Annotated in this window: 22 protein-coding genes; 6 read left to right on the top strand and 16 right to left on the bottom strand. The window is 72.8% G+C overall.

Annotated elements, in window-relative coordinates:
- Positions 1-23: 23 nt before the first annotated feature.
- The 4 genes from AMYTH_RS0116890 to AMYTH_RS45080 form a co-directional block, all read right to left on the bottom strand.
- The gene (locus AMYTH_RS0116890) at positions 24-1223 is read right to left on the bottom strand and encodes a cytochrome P450 (RefSeq protein ID WP_027931326.1); all 1200 of its coding nucleotides are present in this window, start codon (positions 1221-1223) and stop codon (positions 24-26) included.
- Positions 1220-2383 (bottom strand): cytochrome P450, encoded by a 1164-nt coding sequence (locus AMYTH_RS0116885; RefSeq protein ID WP_051362707.1) that lies wholly within the window; start codon positions 2381-2383, stop codon positions 1220-1222. The genes AMYTH_RS0116890 and AMYTH_RS0116885 overlap by 4 nt, the downstream gene beginning before the upstream one ends.
- Positions 2380-3690, bottom strand: coding sequence for an MFS transporter (locus AMYTH_RS0116880; protein WP_051362706.1), 1311 nt, complete (start codon positions 3688-3690; stop codon positions 2380-2382). Before AMYTH_RS0116880 ends, AMYTH_RS0116885 begins: the two co-directional genes overlap by 4 nt.
- 82 nt (positions 3691-3772) lie before the next feature.
- Positions 3773-4717 (bottom strand): PaaX family transcriptional regulator, encoded by a 945-nt coding sequence (locus AMYTH_RS45080; protein WP_063630396.1) that lies wholly within the window; start codon positions 4715-4717, stop codon positions 3773-3775.
- Positions 4718-4815: 98 nt separating this feature from the next.
- Here AMYTH_RS45080 and AMYTH_RS45075 point away from each other — a divergent pair, with 98 nt between their 5' ends.
- Together AMYTH_RS45075 and AMYTH_RS0116865 are read left to right on the top strand one after the other, a co-directional pair.
- A complete protein-coding gene (locus AMYTH_RS45075) occupies positions 4816-5739 on the top strand; it encodes a poly(ethylene terephthalate) hydrolase family protein (protein ID WP_051362705.1) in 924 nt (307 codons plus the stop codon).
- Complete coding sequence (locus AMYTH_RS0116865; protein WP_037322575.1) at positions 5736-7058, top strand: alpha/beta hydrolase family protein; 1323 nt, start codon at positions 5736-5738, stop codon at positions 7056-7058. Before AMYTH_RS45075 ends, AMYTH_RS0116865 begins: the two co-directional genes overlap by 4 nt.
- Here AMYTH_RS0116865 and AMYTH_RS0116860 read toward each other — a convergent pair.
- From AMYTH_RS0116860 to AMYTH_RS0116825, 8 genes are all read right to left on the bottom strand, one after another.
- Entirely contained in the window at positions 7030-8475 is a 1446-nt protein-coding gene (locus tag AMYTH_RS0116860) for an MFS transporter (RefSeq protein ID WP_228684828.1), read from the bottom strand. The two genes, AMYTH_RS0116865 and AMYTH_RS0116860, sit on opposite strands and share 29 nt — an antisense overlap.
- 123 nt (positions 8476-8598) lie before the next feature.
- Entirely contained in the window at positions 8599-9828 is a 1230-nt protein-coding gene (locus AMYTH_RS0116855) for a 2-hydroxyacyl-CoA dehydratase family protein (protein WP_027931321.1), read from the bottom strand.
- Positions 9825-10838, bottom strand: a complete 1014-nt coding sequence (locus AMYTH_RS0116850) for a 2-hydroxyacyl-CoA dehydratase family protein (protein WP_027931320.1) — start codon at positions 10836-10838, stop codon at positions 9825-9827. The genes AMYTH_RS0116855 and AMYTH_RS0116850 overlap by 4 nt, the downstream gene beginning before the upstream one ends.
- The gene (locus tag AMYTH_RS0116845) at positions 10838-12076 is read right to left on the bottom strand and encodes a CaiB/BaiF CoA transferase family protein (RefSeq protein ID WP_027931319.1); all 1239 of its coding nucleotides are present in this window, start codon (positions 12074-12076) and stop codon (positions 10838-10840) included. Before AMYTH_RS0116845 ends, AMYTH_RS0116850 begins: the two co-directional genes overlap by 1 nt.
- A complete protein-coding gene (locus tag AMYTH_RS0116840) occupies positions 12073-13206 on the bottom strand; it encodes a CapA family protein (protein ID WP_027931318.1) in 1134 nt (377 codons plus the stop codon). Before AMYTH_RS0116840 ends, AMYTH_RS0116845 begins: the two co-directional genes overlap by 4 nt.
- Positions 13203-13988 (bottom strand): amino acid ABC transporter ATP-binding protein, encoded by a 786-nt coding sequence (locus AMYTH_RS0116835; RefSeq protein WP_027931317.1) that lies wholly within the window; start codon positions 13986-13988, stop codon positions 13203-13205. The genes AMYTH_RS0116840 and AMYTH_RS0116835 overlap by 4 nt, the downstream gene beginning before the upstream one ends.
- Complete coding sequence (locus tag AMYTH_RS0116830; protein ID WP_027931316.1) at positions 13985-14845, bottom strand: amino acid ABC transporter permease; 861 nt, start codon at positions 14843-14845, stop codon at positions 13985-13987. The genes AMYTH_RS0116835 and AMYTH_RS0116830 overlap by 4 nt, the downstream gene beginning before the upstream one ends.
- A 13-nt stretch (positions 14846-14858) precedes the next feature.
- Complete coding sequence (locus AMYTH_RS0116825; protein WP_027931315.1) at positions 14859-15761, bottom strand: transporter substrate-binding domain-containing protein; 903 nt, start codon at positions 15759-15761, stop codon at positions 14859-14861.
- A gap of 117 nt (positions 15762-15878) precedes the next feature.
- Between AMYTH_RS0116825 and AMYTH_RS0116820 the strand changes: the two genes are divergently transcribed.
- The 4 genes from AMYTH_RS0116820 to AMYTH_RS0116810 all read left to right on the top strand — a co-directional run bounded on the left by AMYTH_RS0116820 (position 15879) and on the right by AMYTH_RS0116810 (position 19423).
- On the top strand, positions 15879-16874 hold the full coding sequence (locus AMYTH_RS0116820) for a PaaX family transcriptional regulator (protein WP_027931314.1): 996 nt from the start codon (positions 15879-15881) through the stop codon (positions 16872-16874).
- Positions 16875-16938: 64 nt separating this feature from the next.
- On the top strand, positions 16939-17199 hold the full coding sequence (locus AMYTH_RS51215; RefSeq protein ID WP_209440769.1) for a hypothetical protein: 261 nt from the start codon (positions 16939-16941) through the stop codon (positions 17197-17199).
- Positions 17196-17960 carry an SDR family oxidoreductase gene (locus AMYTH_RS0116815; RefSeq protein ID WP_027931313.1) on the top strand — a complete coding sequence of 255 codons (765 nt, stop codon included), beginning with the start codon at positions 17196-17198 and terminating at the stop codon, positions 17958-17960. Before AMYTH_RS51215 ends, AMYTH_RS0116815 begins: the two co-directional genes overlap by 4 nt.
- Positions 17961-18052: 92 nt before the next feature.
- The gene (locus AMYTH_RS0116810) at positions 18053-19423 is read left to right on the top strand and encodes a M14 family zinc carboxypeptidase (RefSeq protein WP_027931312.1); all 1371 of its coding nucleotides are present in this window, start codon (positions 18053-18055) and stop codon (positions 19421-19423) included.
- Positions 19424-19579: 156 nt separating this feature from the next.
- Here AMYTH_RS0116810 and catC read toward each other — a convergent pair whose 3' ends face one another.
- From catC to AMYTH_RS0116790, 4 genes are read right to left on the bottom strand one after another with little or no spacing between them, the layout of a single operon-like run.
- Positions 19580-19858 carry a muconolactone Delta-isomerase gene (gene catC, locus AMYTH_RS0116805; protein ID WP_027931311.1) on the bottom strand — a complete coding sequence of 93 codons (279 nt, stop codon included), beginning with the start codon at positions 19856-19858 and terminating at the stop codon, positions 19580-19582.
- 21 nt (positions 19859-19879) lie between these two features.
- Complete coding sequence (catA, locus tag AMYTH_RS0116800) at positions 19880-20725, bottom strand: catechol 1,2-dioxygenase (RefSeq protein ID WP_020418937.1); 846 nt, start codon at positions 20723-20725, stop codon at positions 19880-19882.
- Between the two features lie 35 nt (positions 20726-20760).
- Positions 20761-21864 (bottom strand): enolase C-terminal domain-like protein, encoded by a 1104-nt coding sequence (locus tag AMYTH_RS0116795; protein WP_027931310.1) that lies wholly within the window; start codon positions 21862-21864, stop codon positions 20761-20763.
- Positions 21861-22763: a LysR substrate-binding domain-containing protein gene (locus tag AMYTH_RS0116790; RefSeq protein ID WP_027931309.1), complete on the bottom strand. Its 903-nt coding sequence runs from the start codon at positions 22761-22763 to the stop codon at positions 21861-21863. Before AMYTH_RS0116790 ends, AMYTH_RS0116795 begins: the two co-directional genes overlap by 4 nt.
- Positions 22764-22796 lie beyond the last annotated feature (33 nt).

The following is a 22796-nucleotide window of genomic DNA, read 5'->3' as shown; positions in this document are numbered from 1 at the left end:
AGTGTGACAACGCGTGACCCGGATCACTCCCGCGCGGTGAACGCCAGCGGCACCGACCGGGTGCCCCACTCCGCCCAGCGGGCCATCAGGATCTCGCCCGCGACCGAGAAGTCCCAGGTGGCGGCGAGGAGTTCGTCGAGCGTGAGCACCAGCATCATGCGGGCCAGCGGCGCGCCGGGACAGGCGTGGATCCCGGCCCCGAACGGGATCGCCTCGCGCAGGTTCGGGCGGTCCAGCACGAAGTTCTCGCCGTCCGGGAACACCGTCTCGTCCCGGTTCGCGGAGGTGTAGACGAGCGCGATCGGCTCGTCCTTGCGGATGAGCCGCCCGCCGATGACCACGTCCCGCGTCGGCGTGCGCGACATGCCGCGGTAGGGGGTGTAGAGCCGGAGGTACTCCTCGACGGCGGCCGGGATCCGCGACGGCGCCGCCCGCAGCATCGCCTGCAGGTCCTTGTCCGACGCCAGGTGCGCCAGCATCGTGCCGATGAACACGCTCGGCGCCACCATCCCGGTGACCAGGAGCTGCCGCACGCAGCCGAGCACCATCTCGTCCGGGAACGGCTCTCCGCCCGGCCGCGCCGCGAGCAGCGCGGTGGTCAGGTCGTCGTCGAGCGGAGCCGCCCGGCGCTGCTCGATCACGTCCGCCGCGATGCCGTAGAGCACCCGGCTGCCGCGCTTGACCTCCTCGTCGTCCACCACCTGGATCGCGCGCACGTACTCGGCGCTGATCTGCTCGATCCGCTCGGCCAGTTCGACGGGCAGGTGGAAGAACTCGGCGAACACGTGCGCGGGGAACACACGTGCGTACTCGGCCGCCACATCGGCTTCGCCACGCGCGACCAGCCCGGTCAGCAGTTTCCGGGCGTGCGCGCGCACGGCGGGTTCCAGCTCGGCCATCTTCCCGCGGGTGAAGAACCGGTTGATCACGCGGCGGTAGTCGGTGTGCTCGGGTGGGTCGAGGTGCAGCGGCGGGCGCCGCCCGGTGAACGCGAACTTCGGCACCACGTTCTGAACGCTGGTGGTGAACGTGTCGCTGTCGGCCAGCACGGCCCGCACGTCTTCGTGCCGGAACAGCGCCCAGAACCCGCCGTAGGTGGCGCTGCGGGCGACCGGGCAGCGGGAGCGCATCTCCCGGTACTGCTCGTGGGCGCTGGTGAAGGTCTCGGGCGCGAGCGGGTCGAAGTCGTGCTCGTCCGGGCGCGCGGGAACCGGTTCGCTCATCTGGCGACCGCCCGCAGCGGCAGCGACCGCGGGCCGAACTCCGGCCAGCGCGTCATCCCGATCGGACCGTCCAAAGTGAACAGCCGGGTCCTGGCGAGCAGTTCCCGCAGGGTCACGGTGATCTCCATTCTGCCGAGGCCCGCGCCGGCGCACCGGTGCGGGCCCGAGCCGAAGACGATGTTGTCGCCGGAGGGCCGTCCGGCGTGGAACCGGTCGGGCTCCGGGAACACGGCCGGGTCCCGGTTCGCCGCGGTGAACACCAGCGCGATCGGTTCCCCGGCCCGGATCCGCTGCCCGCCCAGCTCGACGTCCCGCACCGCGGTGCGGGCGAAACCCCGGTACGGCGAGTAGAGCCGCAGCAGCTCGGGGATCGCGGCCGGGATCTCGCCCGGGTTGCGGCGCAGGTGCTCCTGCAGCGCGGTGTCGCGGGCCAGGTGCGCGATGCAGCTCGCGATCGTGACGCTGGCGCCGATCATCGACGCGGGCAGCAGCTGCCGGATGGTGCCGACGACCAGCTCGTCCGGCAGCGGTTCGCCCCCGTCCCGCGCCGCGAGCAGGGCCGACGGCGGGTCCTCGGCCGGGTCCAGCGGATCCGCCCGCCGCCGCGCGACGAGCGTCCGCGCGATCTCGTACAGCTCGCCGCTGGTGCGGCGCAGGCCGTCGTCGTCGCCCTCCTGGAAGGCGCGGTTGTAGGCGTCGGCGGTGTCCCGGACCGCGCCGATCTCGGCGTCCGGGATGTTCATCCAGCGGGCCACCGTGAAGCTGGGCACCCGGTAGGTCAGCTCGCAGGCGTCGAACCGGCCGCGCGCGACGAGGTCCGCGACCAGGTCGCCGACCAGCGCGCGCAGCGGGGGCTCCAGCGCCGCCGTGCGCTCACTGCGGAACAGCGGCGCCAGCGCCCGCCGGTAGACGGTGTGCTCCGGTGGGTCGAGGTGCAACGGCGGGCGGCGGCCCGCGGCGCGCACCTTCGGCACCACGTTCTGCACGGAGTTGATGAACAGCGCGGGATCGCTGAGCACCTGGCGGACCTCGCGGTGCGCGAGCACGGCCCAGAACCCGCCGAACTCGGGGCTGTGCACGACCGGCGAGGCCGCCCGCAGCCGGTGGTAGTGGTCGTGGATGGCGAACAGGTCGTGCTCGGCCAGCGGATCGAGCCTCACGCGTCCACCTTCCGCGCGGCGACGGCGGGCGCGGCGGTGGTGGACGGCAGCAGGCGGCGGCCGACCGTGCATGCGGTGATCGCCGCCGCGGCGAGCAGCGTGACGTACGCGGCGACCATCCACCCGCTTCCCGCCGCCTGCACCAGCAGGCCGGCGACCAGGGGAGTGGTGCCGCCGAGGATGGCGTCGCTGGTCTTGAAGCTGAACCCGGCGCCGGTGACGCGGTCGGCGGGGCGGAACAGCAGCACGTAGATCGGCACCGAGGAGATCACCATGCCGTTGACGGCGATCTGTCCCAGCGACAGGGCGAGCACGATGAGCGCCGCGTTGCCGCTGTCCAGCGCGGCGAACAGCACCCACGCCAGTACGGCCAGTGCCGCCGCGCTGATCCGGTAGAGGCGGCCCAGCCCGATCCGGTCGACGCGGGGGAGCAGCAGGATCGCGGCGACCACGGCGAGGATCTGCGCGCTCGTGGAGAACGTCAGCATGGTCGAGCGGCTGATCCCGGCGTGCGCCACCGCGTAGGACAGCGTGTAGGTGTTGAGCAGGTAGATGCCGGACACCGCGGCCCCGGCGATGAAGAACACCAGCGCCATCTGCCGCCCGTTGCGCCGCACCACGCCGGACAGGCTCGGCCGGGCCGCGGGCGCGACTTCCCGGCGGAACACCGGCGACTCGTCCACGCCGAGCCGGATCCACAGCCCGGCACCCACGATCAGCGCGCTGACCAGGAACGGGACCCGCCAGCCCCAGGACGCGAAGGCCGCGTCGGACAGGGCGGCGGACAACGGCAGCACGGTCAGCGCGGCCAGGATCGACCCGATCGGCCCGCCGACACCGACCGCGCCGCCCCAGAAGCCGCGCTTGTGCTCGGGCGCGTGCTCGACCGCCAGGGTCGCCGCCCCGCCCCATTCGCCGCCGACGGCCAGTCCCTGCGCCAGGCGGAGCACGGTGAGCAGGACCGGCGCCGTCACCCCGATCGCCGCGTAGGTCGGCAACAGTCCGATGCAGACGGTCGCGACGCCCATCAGCAGCAGCGCGGACACGACCACCGTGCGGCGGCCGAAGCGGTCGCCGATGCGGCCGAAGATCAAGCCGCCCAGCGGTTTCGCGATGAACCCGGCGGCGAAGGTGCCGTAGGCGGCCAGCGTGCCGGCGGCCGGGCTCAGCGACGGGAAGAAGACCTTGTTGAGCACCAGCGCGGACATGGTGCCGTAGATGCCGAAGTCGTAGTTGGCCAGGCAGGCGCCCATCGGGCCGGCGAGCAGCGCCCGCTTGCCCGCGGGGCGGGGGACGTCAGGGGACACGATGCCTCCACGCTGAGGACGGGGAAGAAGCTCCGCGTCAAAACGCTACACAGCGATGTCCGGGAGGGCAATAACGTGTTGCCTATGGTTCGCCGAGGGGACCCGTCCATGCGAGGTCGTCGTCCGCGGGGAAGGCCTCCGGCTCAGCGCCCCTGGTGATGTCGCCGCCGGTGCGGTGGGCGGCCAGTTCGGCCAGCTCCGGCGCGTGCGGGGCGACGATCTGGCGGAAACGCTGCTCGGCCACCGGGCCCAGGGTGTCGTAGATGTCCAGGAAGCACCGGCGGGCCGTGGCGCGCGGCCAGTCCGCGGGCAGGAGCTCGCCGGGCAGGTCCGGGTCGGCGTCCGGGAAGGCGCGCCACTCGGTCATCACCCTGGTGCGGACGACGAGCGCCTCCGCCGGGCCGACCTCGCCGGCGGCGACCCGCTTCCGCAGTCCGGACCAGCGGTCGAGGAAGTCCACGTAGGACTGGCGCAGCTCGTCGAGGTCCCAGGCGCGCAACGGGTTCCCCGCCGCCGGGACGTCCGCGCTGACCTCCGCGCGGGCGACGGTCGCGGTGTCGACGCCGAGTGCGCCGAGGACCTGCAGGGCGTCCGCGGTGCGGTCCCACGGCGAGACCCAGACGCCGTCGTAGAGCGGCCCGAAACCCAGCCACCGCAGCCGGCCGCGCAGGGTGCGGCGGTCCTCCCGCTGCGGCTCCGGCACCGAGAACATCGCGAACGTCCAGCGGCCGTCCCACTCGCGGTCCTCCGCGCCGAATTCCAGCAGGCGGCGCAGGTGGCCGATGATCAGCCGGTGGGTGCGGTCCGGGACGCCGTACGCGGTCCGGCGGCCGGACTTCGACGTGGTGACCAGGTGGCGGGCGGCCGCGCGCTGGATCGCGGCGCGGGCCGCGGGCTCGGTCAGGCCGAACTCGCGCAGCAGGTCCACGAGTGCGGCCGAGGGCAGGTGCTCGCGCCGCCAGAACCAGTAGTCGCCGAGCAGGGTGCCCAGCAGGCGCTGCGAGTGCTGCGGGGCGGGTCCGGTCATGGCGGAAGTCTAGAGGCCTTCCACTGAGTGACAGTGCCGTTGACGGTCGTCGCCTGAAATGACCACAGTGAGGTCCCCCAACGAAGGGAAGGCGTCCTGTGAAGCAGTTCGTGTGGAAGGTCCTGGCGGCCGCCGCGGCGGCCGTGGCCCTCACCGGTGTGACGGTGGGCCTGGCATCGGGAACGACTCCGGAGACGGCGAACCGGCCGGCGATGGAGCAGTTCCACCCCGTCGTCCGCGAGGCGGCCGCGAACACCCGCGGCCTGGCCGTCGAGTACACGGTGTACCGGCCGGCGGACCTGGACGAGATCCACGGCAGGCTGCCCGTGGTCGTCATCGGCAACGGCGCGTGCCGTCACCTCGGCAACAACGAGCTGCTCGCCACGGAGATGCTGGTGGCCGCACACGGCTTCGTCGTGGTCGCGGTCGGCGCGGTCGACCAGCCGGCGAACGGCGAGAACGGCACCCCGCGCCCGGAGGTGATCACCGACGGCATCACCTGGGCCGAGCGGGAGAACGACCGCAAGGGCAGCGACCTGCGCAACCGGCTCGACCTGAACCGCGTGGCGGTGGCCGGGCACTCCTGCGGCGGGCTCGAAGCACTGGTCGCGGGCGCGGATCCGCGGGTGAAGTCGGTGGCTTCGCTCAACAGCGGCTTCTTCGCCGACGGGCGGTACGGGTACGGCCGGGCGGAGCTGGCGAAACTGCACACCCCGGCGTTGTTCCTCGACGGCGGACCGTCCGATGTGGCCCACGAGAACAGCCTCGCCAACTACGACCTGGCGACCGTGCCCGCCGTGCGGGCGACCAACCCGGGCGCCGGGCACAGCGGGTTCTGGTACGGCCTGCGCGACGGGCAGGTCGACGCCGCCATGCGTGAGGAGGCCGTCGCGGTGCTGGTGAACTGGCTGGACTTCACCCTCAACGGCAACCCGGTGGCCCGCGGCTACTTCCTCGGCTCGTGCACGCTGTGCGCGACGCCGGGCTGGGAGGTCGCCACGAAGAACTTCCCGGTCCGATGAGGCGGCTCGCGCGTGCCCTGGTGGCCGCACTCCTGCTCACCGCCGGGACCGCGGTGCCCGCGTCGGCGGCGGACCAGTGCCTCGCCGGCGCATCCTGTCTCGACGGTCGCCTTGCCGACGGCACGCCGTACCTGTTCGTCAAGCCGGACCACTGGCAGGGCACGGTGATCGTCGGGCTCGACTTCGCCTCCAGCGGGCTCGCCGATCCGCTGACCGCCCGGCTCGTGGACCGCGGGATCGCCGTCGGCGGGACCACCCGCACGGTCACCGGGTGGAACATCGCGCGGGCGATCGACAACCAGGCCGAGGCGCTGTCCCGCTTCGAGGCGGCCTCCGGCCCCGCGAGGTGGGACATCGCGTCCGGCGAGTCCATGGGCGGGTTCGTCTCGGCCGGAGCGGCGCAGGTGCACCCGGAGGTGTTCGACGCCGCCGTGCCGTTCTGCGGTGGCCTCGGCGGCGCGGTCGGGCAGTGGAACCAGAAGCTGGACACCGTGTTCACGCTGAAGACGCTGCTGTTCCCGGACCGCGACCTGCCGGTGACGGGCATCCCGGCGGACGTTCCCGGCGCGCAGCAGGCGTGGATCTCGGCACTCGCCGGGGCGCAGGCGACGCCGGAAGGCCGGGCGCGCATCGCCCTCGCCGGGGCGATCGGCCAGCTCCCGGAGTGGGGTCTCGCGGCGGACGGCTCCGAGACGCCGCTGCCCCGCACCGTGACCGAGCGCCAGGAGGGCACGTACCTCGCGCTGGCCGGCGGGCCGTTGCCCTACATCGGACAGGCGATGAGCAGCCGCAGGCAGATCGAGCAGCTGGCCGGTGGCAACCCGTCGTGGAACACCGGGGTGGACTACGCCCGGCAGCTCGGCAACGACCCGGCGGTGCGGGAACTGTACCGGCGGGCCGGGCTGGACCTCGGCGCGGATCTCGCGCGGCTGGCGGCGGCGCCGCGCATCGCGGCCGACCCGGCCGCCGTGGCCTACCTCAGCCGCGGCATCGTGTTCGACGGCGAGCTGGACATCCCGGTGCTGACCGTCAACGGGACCGGCGACCAGATCTCCACGGTGGCGCAGCAGCAGTCCTACGGCGCGGTGGTGCGGTCCGCGGGCAACGGCCCGCTGCTGCGGCAGACGTACGTGCAGACCGCGGGGCACTGCACGTTCACCGCGGACGAGCAGGAGACGGCCATCGAGGTGATGCTGGACCGGTTGCGGACCGGGCACTGGCCGTCCACCGCGCCGCGGTTGATGGGCGGCCGGTACGTGCCCTACACGCCGCCGGTGTTCAACCGGCCGTTCACCGCAACGGTGTCTCCCGGACGGTGACCACCGCGGCGAAGGCCAGCAGCGCCAGCGGGATCGCGGCGACGAACGCGAGCCGCAGCCCGCTCGTGTAGGTCAGGTGCACCGCCTCCGCCAGGGCGGCCGGGAGCCGGGCGATCTGTTCGGGAGTGCCGAGCAGATCGCCCGGCAGCCCGTCGCGGAGGCGGGACGCGATCACCGAGCCGAAGGCCGCCACACCGACCGCGCCACCGAGGGAGCGGGCGAACGTGGCGGCCGACCCGGCCACCCCCAGGTCACCGGGACCGACCGCGTTCTGCGCCGCCAGCACCAGAACCTGTTGCGCCATCCCGGTTCCCGCGCCGAGCACCGCCATCGCGGCGGCGAGCCACCAGGGGGAGGTGGCCGGCGTCAGCGGGGCGAGCATCACCAGGCCCGCCACCAGCAACGCGCAGCCCGCCGCGGGGAACACCTTCCACCGGCCGGACGCGACGATCCGCCGCCCGGTCAGCACCGACGCCAGGATCATGGTACCGATCTGGGGCAGCATCAGCAGGCCGGCGCCGACCGCGTCGTGCCCGCGCACCACCTGCAGGTACTGCGGCAGGTAGATGATGCCGCCGAACATCACCGCACCCAGCAGGAAACTCGCGCCGACCGCCGCGGCGAACGACGGCACGCGGAACAGCCGGGGCGGCAGGATCGGGTCTGCCGCCCGCAGCTCCCGGGCGAGGGCCGCGACCCCCAGGCCCACGACCACCAGGGCCAGCACGAGGTTCGGCCAGGACAACCACGGCCGCGCCGTGCCCGCGGCGGACAACAGCAACACCAGGCCGCCGAGTGCACCCGTGAGCAGCGCGGCGCCCGCGTAGTCCACTGGCGCGCGGGATGGAGGTGGCTGCCGGTGGGGCGCCAGCCGGACGAGAACCGCCGCCACCGCGGCGATCGGCACCACGCCCAGGAAGCACCACCGCCAGCCCCACGCGCCGACCACCAGCCCACCGGCGAGCGGCCCGGCAACCGAGGCGACGCCGAACGACATGCCGAACCACCCGGTGTACCGGCCGCGCTCGCGCGCCGGGACCAGCCCGGCCACCAGCGCGTTCGACAACGCGAGGATCCCGCCCGCCCCGGCGCCCTGCACCGCGCGGCCGGTGATCAGCCAGCCCATCGCCGACGCCGTGCCCGCGATGAGCGACCCGGCCACGAACACCGCGATCGCCGCCAGCAGCAGCGGACGCGGGCCCCGCCGGTCGGCGCCCTTGCCCCACAACGGGGTCGCGGCCGTCATGGTCAGCAGCGCCGCGCTCGCCACCCACGCCACTTTGTCCTGCCCGCCCAGCTCCCCGGCGATCGTCGGCAGCGCGATGCCCGCGATGGTGTTGGTCAGCGACGCGGCGAACAAGGCCACCAGCGCGCCACCGAGCACCGCGGGCATCGACGGTGGTTCAGCGGACGTCATTGTTCAGCCCATCGCGGACGCTGCGCGCCGCCAGTGCTGCTGATCGCCCGGGGAGGCGCCTGCCGCCGGGCGCCGTGGGGGTCGAGGGTTGTGCTGGTCGCTTGGGCGAGCGCCGCGGGCAGGTCAGCACACCTCACGGTCCAGCCAGTCGCGCACCACGGCGCTGATCGCCTCGGGCGAGGCCTGTCGTGCGTCGACGTTGTCCGCGTGCAGCTCCAGCACCGGGATGCCCGCCGCCCGGAGGGCGCGCGTCGTGAAGTAGCCGCCGCGTGCGTCGTCGGAGACCAGGTGCACCACGCCGTCCACGCCGTGGTTGCGGGCCTCCTTCACGTACCACTCGGCCGACCACGGCGGCGTGTACAGCTGGTCGGAGAACGCGGCGAAGCGCGCCGCCAGCGCCCGCAACGGGTCGTCGCCGTAGCGCAGGTACCCGTCGGCCGCGATCGCCAGGTACATCGACCACACGAACACCGCGCCGTGACTTTCCTGGAAGCGGCGGTAGAAATCCAGGTCGAACCACAACCCGCGGCCGATCCACATCAGACGGACGCGTTCGTCCTCGCACACCGCCGCGCCCGCGTCGATGCGTGCCGCGACCTCGTCGTGGAAGGCGCGGGCCGCGTCGCGTGCCCATTCCGTGCCGCGGTGCCACTGCGGCACCATGACGCTCGGGATGCTGTCGGTCACCGCGAGCGGGCACGGCCGCGCCGCCGCGATCAGGTCCCTGGTGCGCCGGTTCCACTCCTGCTGCTCGTTGACCAGCGCCATCACCTCCCGGAAGCGGGTTTCCGAGAACACCCGCCCGGTGGTCTGTTCCAGGAACCGGATCAGCCCCTCCAGCTCGCCGACCATCAGGTCGAGCCGGTCGCTGCCGATCGCCTCCTCCCAGCGCCGCGGCATCAGCTCCCACCAGCGCACCGGCACGTCGTCCGCGGCCGCGCTCTCCAACGGGTAGAACGTGATGCCCGGCTGGGCGTCCCAGACGTCGAAGATCTTCCGCGACGCGTCGCCCGTGGTCTCGGCGAGCACGATGGACGGCCGCGGCAGGCCACCCCACGGCGCGTTCGCCGGATCGGGGTCGAACAGCGAAGCCAGCGACGTCGAGCTGTACTGCTCCACGTAGTCCGGATAGCCGCGCTCCCGCAGCAGCGCGAGGTAGTCCTGGGTGCGCCGCTTCGCCGCGACGATCGAGGCCCACCACTGGTTCACCACGTACGGGATGCCCATGGCGCGGAAGATCTCCTGCGGCGCGTCGGCGTTGACCAGCGCCAGCGGCCCGTCGTGCGCGCGCAGGCCGGCGAACCACTCCTTCTGGTAGGCGGTGGCGGCGGACGCGGAGGCGAGGCGGGTCACGAGAGTTCCTTGATCGCGGTGCGGGCTTCGGGGGTGAGGCCACCGTAGGGCTGCCGTTCGAGCAGGACCGCGGGCAACCCGGTCGCTTCGCGCTGGGCCGGGTAGTCCCACGGCGGCGCGTCGTCGTGCTCGCGGACGTAAGAGACCAGCGCCTGCGCTCCGCACTCCCGCGCCGCGGCGGCCGTGTGTGCGGCGCGGGCGCGGATCGACGCGCGCGGGGCGGACGGGCCGTTGTGCTGGTAGCGCTCGGCCAGCGCCAGCTCGGTCGGCGCACCGACCCGCCGCTGCCACAGCAGATCACCCCAGTCGTGGTCCTCGCCGACGATCAGCAACCCCGCCTCCTCCAGCGCCTCGTACACCTCCGGGCCGTCGTGGCCGCTGCCGGTGAGGAACACCCGCAGCCCCGGCACCGGGGCGTGGTCCTCGGCGAGCACCGACTCCAGCAGCTCGATGGCCGCGGTCACCGGCAACGCCGTCGTTTCAGCCACAATGGACAGTGCCCGGGTGCCGCTGATCCGCCCCTGCCTGCGCAGGGTTGCCAGTTCGGCGAACAGGGACCGCAACCGGTCGTGCGCGGTGATCGCCTCGGCCAGCGCCGCGTCGGTGATCAGCGAGCCCGTCCACGATTCCAGCGTCGCCCGCAGCTGCCGGACCTTCGCCAGCACGTACCGCGTCGTCGTGCGGTGCGGCAGGTGCAGCACGTCGACCAGGTGCACCGGCGGCAGCGCCACCGCCGGCTCCACCCGCCGCAGCTCGCGCAGCGCGTAGAACACCCGCAGCGACGCTTCGCAGTCGCGGGACACCACGAGCCCGTCCAGCCTGCCGAACTCCCCGGCCAGCAACCGGGACAGCAGCGACCGCGCCGCCGGGTCGAGGCCGCGGCCCAGGTACCGGTCACCCAGCGTCCGGTCCGCGTCCGGCCGCCCGGCCAGCCGCACCGGGCGCGCCCCGGCCGCGGTGATCAGCTCCACCGGGACGTCCGCGCCCACGTATCCGATCACCGCGCCCATCAGATCACCGCGTCGGCGGCCAGTTCCGCGAGCTGTTCGGCGCTGTACCCCAGCCGCTCCCGGTACACCTGGTCGTTGTGCTCACCGAGCGCGGGCGCCGGGCGGTCGAAACCCGCGCGGGCGCCGGAGAACCGGATCGGGATGCCGGTCGCGGACAGGTCGGCGACCGCGCCGTGCCGGGGGTGGGCGAGCGGCACCACTTCCTCGCGCTGCCGCACGAGTGGATCACGCACCGCCTCCCGCGGTTCCCGCACCGGCGCCGCGGGCACGCCGTGTGCGGCGAACGCGTCGACCACCTCGGCGACCGGGCGCGACGAGCACCACTCGCGGATCAGGTCGTGCAGCTCGTCGGCGTGCCGTACGCGCTGGTCCCGGCTGTGGAACCGGCCGTCCTCGACCAGGTCCGCGCGCCCGATCGCCCGCAGCACGCCGTGCGCGAACGCGTCGGTCGGCGCGCACAGGGCGACGTGACCGTCTGCGGCGGGCAGGATCCCGAACGGCGCGAGCCGCGGCACCATCGACCCGGTGCGCTGCGGCAGCCCGACCGCCTCGAAGGCGTCGAACGGCTCGCACGCCACCAGCGAGGTCAGCGCGCCGAGCATCGACACGTCGACGTGCTGCCCCTCGCCGGTGTGCTCGGCCTGCATCAGCGCCGACACGGTCCCGATCACCGCGAACAGCGGCGCCAGCATGTCGCCGACCGGCAGCCCGAACCGCACCGGGCCTTCGTCCGGCTCGCCCGCGGTCATCATCACGCCGCTCAGCGCCTGGATGATCGAGTCCATCGCCTTGCCCGATCCGGGACCGCCTTGCGCGCCGAACCCGCTGATCGAGGTGTAGACCAGGCGCGGGTTCAGCTCCCGCACCGCCGGGTAGTCGATGCCGAGCCGGTGCGTCACGCCCGGGCTGTAGTTCTCCACCAGCACGTCGGCGTCGCGCACCAGGTCGGCGAAGACCGCCTTCGCGCGCGGGTTCTTCAGGTTCAGGGTGACGCTGAGCTTGTTGCGGCCGCGGACGAGCATCGACACCGACATGTCGTCCTCGCCGCGCCGCGTCAGCGACAGCCCGTCCCGGCCGAGGTAGGGCGCGTTGTTGCGGGAGGAGTCCCCGCCGGTGAACGGGTTCTCCACCTTGATGACCGTGGCGCCGAGCCCGGCGAGCAGGAGCGTCGCGTACGGGCCGGCCAGCGCCGTGGTCAGGTCGATGACGGTGCGCCCGGCGAGCGGCTGGTCGGTCATGACGTCCTTTCGATGTCGTCCAGCAGGACCCGGTCGCCGCGCGGCGTGAACCGCCCGTTGAGGTCGGCCCTCCGGGTGATGTCGTCGATGTAGCCGGTCACCCGGTCGCCGTCGGGCGTGCCGCCGCACGGGACCGGGGCGCCGCGCTCGTCGATCCAGCACGGCACGAACCCCGCTTCGGCGAGCTCGTCGCGGTCGAAGCCCAGCCAGGCGATCGCCGTGTTGCGGCTTTCCGGGTGGAACGGGTAGGCGGGCATCCGCGGATCGGGCGCGAACCCGTACAGCTCCTTGCGCCGCTGCGACCACGCCTCCAGTTCCGCGCTGGAGCCCGTGCCCGGGGTGAGCGCGTGGGTCACGGTGACGAAGTTGCCGAGCCCGTGGAAGATCGGCTTGCCGCGGTGGGTCTCGATGCCGCGCATGATGTGCGCGTGGTGCCCGAACACCGCGTCGGCGCCCGCGTCGATCGCCGCGCGGGCCACCGGCTTCTCGTACATTGCGACCGCGGCGGGGGTGTGCCCGACGCCCTTGTGCAGCGACACCAGCACGATGTCGGCGTCCGTGCGCAGCGCCCGGATGTCGTCGGCCATCGCGTCCAGGCTGTCCGGATCGGCGAAGGTGTAGATCTTCGGCGGCCCGCCGGGGCTCGCGTGGTCCAGCTCGTAGTGGGTGAGCACGTGCACGTAGGCGCAGCCGGGCTTCTTCGACGTGGCCCAGGATTCCCGCGGGCCGACGCAGTTGTAGGACAGCACGCCGACCCGCAGCCCGTCGCGCTCGACGATCGCCGGCCTGCGCGCCTCGTCGAGGTTCGCCCCCGCGCCCGTGGGGACGAGCCCGGCGGCGCGCGAGTGCGCGATGGTGTCCGCGACGCCGACGTCGCCGGCGTCGCAGATGTGGTTGCCTGCCAGCGTGACGACGTCGAACCCGGCGTCCGCCAGTGCGGTCAGCGCGGCCGGGTCGGCGGGCGGGGCGGGCACGTCGGTGCTCTGCGAGACCGTCGTCGTGGAGTGCGGGACCTCCACGTGCCCGATCGTCACGTCGGCCGAGCGCAGCAGGTCCGCGGACGGCGCGAGGAACGACGCCGGGTCCGGCTCGTCGAGGATCAGGTCCCCGACCGAGGCGATGGTGATCACGCAACACCTTCCATCGTCGCGTTGTGGCGGGCCAGGAAAGCCCGCAGCCGCGGGGTTTTCGGGTCGCCGAAGAGTTCCGCGGGCGGCCCGGACTCGACGATCCGGCCCGCCTCCATGAACACGCAGCGGTCGGCGACCTCGCGGGCGAAGGCCATCTCGTGGGTCACCACGACCATGGTCATGCCGTTCGCGGCGAGGTCCCGCATCACGCCGAGCACCTCGCCGACCAGCTCGGGGTCGAGCGCGCTGGTGGGCTCGTCGAACAGCGTGATCCGCGGGTGGGTGGCCACCGCGCGGGCGATCGCCACGCGCTGCTGCTGCCCGCCGGAGAGCTGCCTCGGGTAGTGCCCGGTGCGGTCGCTCAGACCGACCTGCGCGAGCAGCTCCAGCGCCTCCGCCCTGGCTTCGGCGCGGTCCCGGCCGTGCACGCGCACCGGCGCTTCGGTGACGTTGCGCAGCACGGTCATGTGGGGGAGGAGGTTGAACTGCTGGAACACCATGCTCATCCGCCGCCGCTGGGCCGCGACGCGCCGTTCGGGCAGCGGGCGCAGCCGGGAACCGCGGCGCTCGTAGCCGAGCAGCTCGTCGTCGAGGTAGATCGCGCCGCCGTCGATGCTCTCCAGCTGGTGCACGCACCGCACCAGCGTCGACTTGCCCGACCCGGACGGGCCGATCACCACCACGACCTCGCCCTCGTGCACGTCGAGGCTGACGTCGTCGAGCGCGGTGTGGTCGCCGAAGTTTTTGCGCACGTTGCGCACGCGCAGCACCGGATCACTCATTTCCGCCCCCCGTGTCCCCGGCTGAAGTGCCGTTCCAGGCGGCGCTGGCCGATCGTCAGCAACGTGACCACCGCCAGGTACCACAGGCACGCGACGATGAGCATCGGCACGATCTGGTACGTGCGGTTGTAGATGACCTGGACCGAGTGCAGCAGGTCGGCCATCGCGATCACCGACACCAGCGCGGTGCCCTTGAGCACGCTGATGAACTGGCTGCCCGCGGGCGGGATGATCGTGCGCATCGCCTGCGGCAGCACCACGCGCACGAACGTCTGGCCGGGCGTGAACCCCATCGCCCTGGCCGCGTCGCGCTGCCCGCTGTCGACGCCGAGCAGCCCGGCGCGGATGATCTCGGCCAGGTAGGCCGACTCCACCAGCGACAGGCCGATGATCGCCGCGGTGAGCGGGGTGATCACCAGGTTGGCGTCCCAGGAGGCGAACACCGGGCCGAACGGGATGCCGATCGACAGCCGCGGCAGCAGGTAGGCCAGGTTGAACCAGAAGATCAGCTGCACCAGCGGCGGGATGCCGCGGAACACTCCGATGTAGACGGTCGCGGCCCAGCGCAGCGGCGGGAAGTCGCTCAGCTGTGCGGCGGCGAGCAGGCCGCCGACCAGCGAGCCGATCACCATCGCCACCACCGCCAGCAGGACGGTCGTGCCGAGCCCGGCGAGCACGGTCGGGTCGAACAGGTACTCGGCCACGACGTCCCACTGGAAGCGGGAGTTGCCGATGAGGAACCAGGCGAGCTGGGCGGTGACGACGGCCAGGACGATCCCGGCCACCCAGCGCCACGGCCGGAACCGGTGGCGCGCGGTGGCGACGTCGTCGGGCGGCGCCGCGGTGAGGGTTGTCATGGGTTCTCCGTGGTCAGCGGGACGTGGCGACGTTGAGCAGCGGCTTCTCGACCGTGACGTCGGTCAGTCCCCACTTCTGCATGATCTGGCGGTACTCGCCGCTGTCGAACAGGGCCTGGTACGCGTCACGCAGCACCGGGCCGAGGCCGCTGGTCTTGGGCACGAGCAGCGCGAGGTTGTCGGCGGTCGCCCCCTGCGCCTCGGTCTGCGTGACGTAGGTGAAGGCGCCCTTCTGCGCGGTGGTGACGTCGATGGCGGCGGCCTGGGTCATCCCGGCGGCGTCCGCGCGGCCGGACTGGGCGGCCAGCATCGTCGCGTTGGTGTCGGCCAGCCCGATCGTGGTGGTGGGCGCGCGGCCGGCGCCGGTGCAGTACTGGGAGAGCTTGTTCAGCTGCTCCTCGACGATGCTCGCGCTGACCACCGCGACCCGCTTGCCGCACAGGTCGTCCACCGTCTTGATGCCCGCGGTGGAGCCGGCCGGCACGACGTAGGAGGTGCGGGTGGTCATCCAGGTGATCGAGTCGAACTGCTGCTCGCGCTCGGCGGTGGCCTTGACCGGGCCGTTGAAGGCCTCGTAGCGGCCGCTGAGCATGCCCTGCAGGGCGGCCGGGAGGTTGCTGACCACCACGGTCTGGGTGCGGACGCCCAGCACCCGGCCGAGCGCGTCCTGGAAATCCTTGTCGATGCCGGTGACACTGGTGCCGTCGGCGCCGACGGTCCGGTACGGCGGGTGCGAGTCGCCGGCGAATCTGAGCACGCCGGAGTCCTTGACCTGCTGCGGCAGGGCGTCGTGCAGGGCGGGCACGGCGGCGGTGCCCGGGCCGGGACCCGAACCGGACGAGGCCTGGCCGCAGCCGGTGAGGGCCAGGACCGCGGCCACCGCGAGGACGAGGGGACGGCGGAGGGTGTGGCGCATGGCGTGTTTCTCCCTGCGTTGGGCCTTGCCAGGCGATCGAGGAGGGTTGCTGTCGAAGTTGAGGACGAGCGTCGCACGAGCTGTCGCCTATTTCAAGACCTGTGCGAGACTGGGCCGGTGACCGCGAAGAAACCGGGGGCCGCACTGCCCCGCCCGCAGAACGGCGCCGAACCGCAGCTGCTGCTCACGTCGCTGCTGGGCGACTTCTGGTACTGGCGGGACGAGCACGTGCCGGCGACCGCGCTGGTCCGGCTGCTCGCGGACTTCGACGTCACCGCCGACGGCGCCCGCGCGGCGATGCGGCGGCTCGCGGCGCGCGGGCTGCTCACGGTGTCGCGTCAGGGCCGGACGACCGCGTACGGGATCCCGCCGCGCACGTCGGAAGTGATCGTCGAGCGCACGCACCGCATGCTGACGTTCGGCTCGACCGCCCCGAAGTGGGACGGCCGCTGGACGGTCGTCGCGTTCTCCGTCCCCGAACAGGACCGGACGCTGCGCAACAACCTGCGGTCCCGGCTGCGGGTCCTGCGCTTCGCCGCGCTGTACGACGGGGTGTGGGTGTCGCCGCACGACGCGGGCGAGGAGGCCCTGGAGGTGCTGCGCGAGCTGGGCATCACGACGGCGACCGTGCTGCGGTCGACCGAGGTGCCGGGCGGGCCGGTCAGCCCCGTCGCCGCGTTCGACCTGGAGCCGCTGGCGCGGGAGTACCGCGAGTTCGCCGACCGCTACGAGCCGATGCTGCAGAGCCTCGACGACGGGCTCATCGGGCCGAAGCAGGCGCTGCGGATGCGGACCGAGCTGCGCGTGGACTGGCGGCACTTCCCGGAGACGGACCCGGACCTGCCCGCCGAACTGCTGCCCGCCGGCTGGGACCGGGCGCGGGCGCAGCGGGTGTTCGTGCAGATCTACGACCGGCTCGGCCCGCTCGCGGAGATCCGGTTCCGGCAGATCCTCGGGTCGGTGGCGCCCGACCTGGCCGAGCACGCGTCCCACCACGACTCGGCGACGGTCGCGGAGCTGTTCGCCACCCTCGGGGACCGCCGCGCGCACGGCGACACGCCGTTCGAGCAGGCGGCGGCCGCGCGTCGCCTCGCGGAGGCGGAGCGGGGCTAGCGCGTGCTCCCGTGCACTGTCCAACAGTGACACGTCCGGTGCTGCTCATCTCGAGAGAGACCCCGTGCCCGCGGTCGCGGCAGGCCCGTCGCGCGTCTACGTCACCAACTACAGCGACGGCACGGTCACGGTGATCGACGTGCCCGCCGACCAGGTCACCGGCACCATCCCGGTCGGTGACCAGCACCTGGCACGCGACCGTCCCCGTCGGCGCGCAGCCCGAAGGCGTGGCGGTGTCCCCGCGGTAGCCGGGACCTGGCCGGCCACCGCCAAAGGTATACTGAGGCGAGAAATCAACTCAGTCTACTTTCTGGGGGCATCATGAAGACCTGGCTGATCACGGGCGCGTCCGGTGGGTTCGGCACCGCGATCGCCCGGCAGGCGCTCGCCGCGGGAGACGCCGTGGTCGCCACCGCGCGGCGGCCGGAGCGCGTCCGGCTCGCCGGGGAGCGGTTGCTCGTGCTGCCGTTGGACGTCACCGACGACGAGGCGGCCCGCGCGGCCGCCGAGCGCGCCGTCGAGCGGTTCGGCCGGATCGACGTCCTGGTGAGCAACGCGGGCCGCGGGTTGTTCGGCGCGGTGGAGGAGACGTCACCGGCGGAAGCGCGGGAGTTGTTCGACACCAACGTGTTCGGCGTGCTGGCGGTGACGCGCGCCGTGCTTCCGGTGATGCGTGCCCAGCGGAGCGGGCACCTGCTGGCGATCAGCTCGATGGGCGGCTTCTCCGCGGGCGCCGGGTTCGGGGTGTACGCGGCGAGCAAGTTCGCCGTCGAGGCGCTGCACGAAGCTCTGCGTGAGGAGCTGGCGCCGTTCGGGGTGCGTGTCACCATCGTCGAGCCGGGGGTGTTCGACACCGGTTTCAGCGGCGCGTCGGCCCAGGTCGCGCAGAAGATCGACGCGTACGCCGCGCCCGACTACACCGACGACGACGGTGACCCGCCGGGCGACCCGGCCGACGCGGCGGCGGCGATCGTCGCGGTGGCCGGGGCCGCGGACGCGCCGCTGCGGCTCCCACTGGGCCGCGACGCGATCGCCCGCATCCGCGCGAAGCTGGACCAGGTGGCCGGCGACCTCGGTACCACGTGACGCTCCACTCGTTTCGCCTGGTCGGCCCTCGCCCGCCGCGACACATTCGGGTGAACTGGACCGAGCACGGAACGACGGACGAGGAGAGACCCGTGGCGCTGCCGGAGTGGCTGGTCAAGGAGATCGACGGGGTCGGGGACCACCCGGCGTTCGCGGGCGTCGACGAACTGGAACGCGGGCTGCGCACACTAGCAGCGGGCTACCCGGAGATCACGACGCTGCGGCGCGTCGGCACGTCCCGGCACGGCGAGCCCCTGCTGTGCCTGACGATCGACGGCGAGCCCGGTGATCCGACGGCGCTGGTGTTCGGGCTGCCGCACCCCAACGAGCCCATCGGCGGGCTCACCGCGCTGCACCTGGCCGCGCGGTTGTGCGCCGACCCGGGGCTGCGGGGGCGGCTGCGGCACCGGTGGCGGATCATCGCGTGCATCGACCCGGACGGGCTGCGGCTCAACGAGGGCTGGCTGGCCGGCCCCTTCACGCGGGAGCACTACGCGCGGCACTTCTACCGCCCGGCCGGGCCGGACCAGGTGGAGTGGACGTTCCCGCTGGACTACAAGGACGCCTACTTCGACGCGGCGTTGCCGGAGACGCAGGCGCTGATGCGGCTCATCGACTCCGACCGGCCGGACCTGGTGTGCTCGCTGCACAACAGCGAGCTGGGCGGCGTCTACTACTACCTCAGCCGCGCCGAGCCGCCGCTGCACCGGGCGCTGCAGGCGCTGCCCGGGCACGTCGGGCTGCCGCTGGACCGCGGCGAGCCGGAGGCGCCCTACATCACGCGGCTCGACGACGCGATCTTCCAGGGCACGTCGATCAGCCGGGCCTACGACTACCTGACCGGGCTCGGCGAGCCGTGGACGAGCTCGGCGGGCGACAACACGGCGTCGTACGCCGGCCGGTACGGCGCGCTCACGCTGGTCACCGAGCTGCCGTACTGGACGTCGGACACGGCGGACGACGACGGCCCGGCCGGCACCGGGTACGCCTCGGCGCTGGCCGCGCACGCCCGCGCGCTGGCGGACCTGTCGTCGCTGATGGCGGAGACGATCGAGGCGGTGGCCGGGGCGCTGATGGTGCCGGACTCGCCGTTCTGGCGGGCGAGCCGGTCCTTCGCGACGATGATGGCGTCGGGGGCGCGCAGCGCACGGTCGCGCAGCACGTCCCCGGAGGCCGGCCGGCCGGCGACGGTGGCCGAGGTGTCGTCCCTCGCCGAGGCGACGCACAGTTTCCGGCTGCGCTACGGCGGAATCCTGTTGCGAGCCTTGGACGGTGAGCTCGCGGTGGGCAACACGCGGCCGGTCGTGCGGGCGGCCAGGGAACGGGTCGCGGCGCGGCACGCGGAGTGGGTCGCCGGGGACGCGCTGATCGGCGAGTACCGCACGATCCCGATCCGGCAGCTGGTGGCGACCCAATACGGGGCGGTGCTCGCGGCGGCTGCCCAGGTGGCTGGGGTTCTGTAGCCGCTACGCGGGTTCTAGGGCGCCGGGCTTCGCTTCGCTACAACCCGGATGCCAAGAAGCCCCTCCCGAACCCGATCGGGTTGCGGGAGGGGACTGGTCAGTGGGTTGCTGCTCTCGTTGCCGGTCGGCGGTGGCCGGTCGGCTGCTTGGAACCGCTCAGGAAACCTTCGAAGGATGCGTAGCCAACGGCATCACACGAATATCCATGTACGGGAACAAGGGCAACCCCGACAGCAGCTCGTGCAGCTCGTCGTTCGAGTCCACGTCGAAGATCGAAATGTTCGAGTACTCACCCACGATGCGCCACAGGTGCGGCCATTTCCCTTCCCGCTGCAGCTTCTGGCTGTACGCCTTCTCGCGGGCCACGATGTCGGCCCGCACCGACGGGTCCATATCGGACGGCAGCCGCACATCCATCCGGACGTGGAACAACATGGGTGAGTCCTCCAGAGTGAATCAAGCCGGGTCGAGCACGAAGTCGTAGGTCACCGTCTCGCCGCCGTCGGACGGCTTCGGGTCCAGGACCAGTTCCGGCTTGACCGCCGAGGCGATGTCGTCGTCGTTGTGCTCGTCGCCGGGGAAGTACAGCTGCGCGGTCAGCAGCTCGTGGCCCGGGGCGGACACCTTGACGTGCAGGTGCGCCGGGCGCCACGCGTGCCAGCCGGCCGCCGCGATCAGCTTGCCGCACGCGCCGTCGGTCGGGATCTGGTACGGCGCGGGCCGCACGGTGTGGATCTCGAACGAGCCGTCCTCCTCGACGGAGAAGGTGCCGCGCAGGTTCCACTCCGGGATGCCGGGCGCGAACTGCGAGTACAGGCCGTCGGCGTCGGCGTGCCACAGCTCGACCTTCGCGTCCTTCAGCGGCGTGCCGTCGACGGAGGTGACGCGGCCCGTCCACACCAGCGGCGTGCCGCCCTCGCCCTCACGCATCGGCACCGAGCCGCGCGAGCCCTGCTCCGGCGCGCCGGGCACGTAGTACGGGCCTTCGATGGTGCCCTTGTTGCCCTTGCGGTGCGAGGTGGCGACCTCCTCGACCACGTGCTCGACCCACACGTCCAGGAACAGCGGCCACTCGCCGTCCTCGCCGACCTGGATCAGCCACGCCTTCAGGGCGTTGTACTCGTCGTAGGTGACCTTGTGCTTGCGGATGGTCTCGTGCACGGCCGAGAGCACCTCGCGGGCCAGCAGCGACACCCGCTCCTTGGGGGTGTCGGCGACGGCGGCGAACTTGTCGCTCTTGAACCGGGCCGTGGCGCTCGCGCCGGACTCCGCCGCGGCGGGAGCGTGGTGGGTGGCGGTCATGGGATCCTCCTTGATTCCTTGATATCCGGGGGAGTTCAGTGGTCCTGGCGGTATCGGTCGAGCTTGGCCGGGTCGATCTCGATGCCGAGCCCGGCGCCGGGACGGATGTGCAGCTCGCCGTCGTGGATCTCCAGCGGTTCGGTGAGCAGGTCGTCGCTCATGTCGAGGAAGTTGGACAGCTCCCCGGCCCGCCGCGACGTGAGCGCGTAGGACGCTCCGAACGCGACCGTGCACGCGGAACCGATCTGGCCGTCGATCTGGTTGCCCATCACGACTTCCAGTCCGAGCCCCTCGGCGAGGTGGTGCACGCGCTGCGAGTGGGTGAAGCCGGTGCGCGCGGTCTTGATGCTGATCGCGGTGGCCGAGCCGGCCAGGATCTCGCGCGTCACGTCGGCCGGGGTGACGGCCGACTCGTCGGCGATGAACGGCACGTCCAGCTGCGACACCAGCCAGCGGCGGCCCAGCACGTCGTCGGCGGGGCACAGCTCCTCGGCGAACAGCAGGCCGAGGTCGGACATCTCCTTCATCGCCACCGCCGACTCCGAGGCGGTCCAGCCCCGGTTGCCGTCGACGTACAACTCGACGTCGTCGCCCATGCCCTCGCGCAGGGCCCGCACGACGGCGGTGTCCAGCGAGACCGGGCGGCGCCCGACCTTGACCTTGAACGTGGTGATGCCGTGCTCGTCACGCATGCGCTGCGCCTCGGCGACCATCGCGGCCGGCTCGTCGAACCCGAGCATGTGCGACACGCGCATCCGGTCGGTGTAGCCGCCGAGCAGCTCGGTGACCTGCACGTCCAGCGTGCGGCCCAGCGCGTCCCACACGGCCATGTCGATCGCGGCCTTCGCGGCCGGGTTGCCCACGGTGCGGCCCAGCCGGGACGCCATCGTCTCGCGTTCGAGCAGGGTCAGGCCGACCACCTGCGGCGCGAAGATCTTCTCGATCACCGCGATGATCCCGGCCTGCGTCTCGCCGTAGGTGAACGGCCGCGGCGGCGCCTCCGCCACGCCGACGACCCCGTCGTCGGTGTGCACCCGCACCAGCACGTGCTCGGCCACGTGCACCTCGCCGGAGGCGAACTTGAGCGGTTTGCGGTACGGGATGGCGAACGGGATCGCCTCCACCCGCGTGATCTTCATCGGCTGACCTCGTGTGGTTGCGGGGCGAGTGCGGCCTCGAGCACCTCGAGGACCGACCGGACGAGTGGGGAGTCGTTGTCGCGGCGCCAGGCGAGCGCGAGCTCGACGGTGCCGGCGTCGGCGAGGTCGCGGAACACGACCCCGGCCAGCGGCAGTGCCCGGGCCGAGGCGGGCAGCACCGCGATGCCGAGCCCGCCGGCGACCAGCGCGAGCAGCACCGCCGTGCCTGCCGCTTCGTGCTCGCGGTGCGGGCTGAACCCGGCGGCCTGGCAGCTGCGCATGACGGCGTCGTTGACCACGGAGTCCTTGGCGGCGTAGCTGATGAACCCCTCGGTGCGCAGGTCGGCCATCGACACGACGGGCTCGACCGCGAGCCGATGGTCGGCGGGCACGGCGAGGATCAGGGGCTCGACCTCCAGCGTGTGCAGGTCGATGTCCTCGCCCCGCGCGGGCGGGCGCAGCACGGCCAGGTCCAGGTCGCCGTTGCGCAGCCCGTCGCACTGCGCCGGGGTGAGCAGGTCGGCGTGTACCTCGACGGCGACGCCGGGCAGGTCCCGCTTGACCGCGCGGGCGATGCGCGGCAGGTGCGAGAACGCCGAGGTACCGGTGAACCCGACCCGCACCAGGCCGAGGCGGCCGTCGGCGATCCGGCGCACCCCGCGGACGCTGTCCTCGACCGTGTCCAGCACCCGCTGCGCCTCGCCGAGCAGGAACTCACCCGCGGGGGTGAGCCGAACCTGCCGGGTCGTGCGCGTGAACAGGGGCGCGCCCAGTTCGGCCTCCAGCTGCCGGATCGCGTGCGACAGGGCAGGCTGTGCCATGTGCAGGCGTTCGGCGGCCTTCCCGAAGTGGCAGGTGTCGGCCACGGCGGTGAAGTACCGCAGGTGACGCAGCTCCATCGCCGGCCTCCTTCCCGCTCCTCGTCGTGGATT

The sequence above is a fragment of the Amycolatopsis thermoflava N1165 genome, assembly GCF_000473265.1.
Taxonomy (GTDB): Bacteria; Actinomycetota; Actinomycetes; order Mycobacteriales; family Pseudonocardiaceae; genus Amycolatopsis_E; species Amycolatopsis_E thermoflava.
This window is presented reverse-complemented; position numbering and strand designations above follow the sequence as displayed.

Excerpts from the sequence above, each read along its gene's own strand:
- AMYTH_RS0116890 (WP_027931326.1), bottom strand. The coding sequence starts at position 1,223 with ATGAGCGAACCGGTTCCCGCGCGCCCGGACGAGCACGACTTCGACCCG.
- AMYTH_RS45080 (WP_063630396.1), bottom strand. The coding sequence starts at position 4,717 with ATGACCGGACCCGCCCCGCAGCACTCGCAGCGCCTGCTGGGCACCCTG.
- AMYTH_RS0116865 (WP_037322575.1), top strand. The coding sequence starts at position 5,736 with ATGAGGCGGCTCGCGCGTGCCCTGGTGGCCGCACTCCTGCTCACCGCC.
- AMYTH_RS0116860 (WP_228684828.1), bottom strand. The coding sequence starts at position 8,475 with ATGACGTCCGCTGAACCACCGTCGATGCCCGCGGTGCTCGGTGGCGCG.
- AMYTH_RS0116850 (WP_027931320.1), bottom strand. The coding sequence starts at position 10,838 with ATGGGCGCGGTGATCGGATACGTGGGCGCGGACGTCCCGGTGGAGCTG.
- AMYTH_RS0116845 (WP_027931319.1), bottom strand. The coding sequence starts at position 12,076 with ATGACCGACCAGCCGCTCGCCGGGCGCACCGTCATCGACCTGACCACG.
- AMYTH_RS0116835 (WP_027931317.1), bottom strand. The coding sequence starts at position 13,988 with ATGAGTGATCCGGTGCTGCGCGTGCGCAACGTGCGCAAAAACTTCGGC.
- AMYTH_RS0116830 (WP_027931316.1), bottom strand. The coding sequence starts at position 14,845 with ATGACAACCCTCACCGCGGCGCCGCCCGACGACGTCGCCACCGCGCGC.
- AMYTH_RS0116825 (WP_027931315.1), bottom strand. The coding sequence starts at position 15,761 with ATGCGCCACACCCTCCGCCGTCCCCTCGTCCTCGCGGTGGCCGCGGTC.
- AMYTH_RS0116815 (WP_027931313.1), top strand. The coding sequence starts at position 17,196 with ATGAAGACCTGGCTGATCACGGGCGCGTCCGGTGGGTTCGGCACCGCG.
- catC (WP_027931311.1), bottom strand. The coding sequence starts at position 19,858 with ATGTTGTTCCACGTCCGGATGGATGTGCGGCTGCCGTCCGATATGGAC.
- catA (WP_020418937.1), bottom strand. The coding sequence starts at position 20,725 with ATGACCGCCACCCACCACGCTCCCGCCGCGGCGGAGTCCGGCGCGAGC.
- AMYTH_RS0116795 (WP_027931310.1), bottom strand. The coding sequence starts at position 21,864 with ATGAAGATCACGCGGGTGGAGGCGATCCCGTTCGCCATCCCGTACCGC.
- AMYTH_RS0116790 (WP_027931309.1), bottom strand. The coding sequence starts at position 22,763 with ATGGAGCTGCGTCACCTGCGGTACTTCACCGCCGTGGCCGACACCTGC.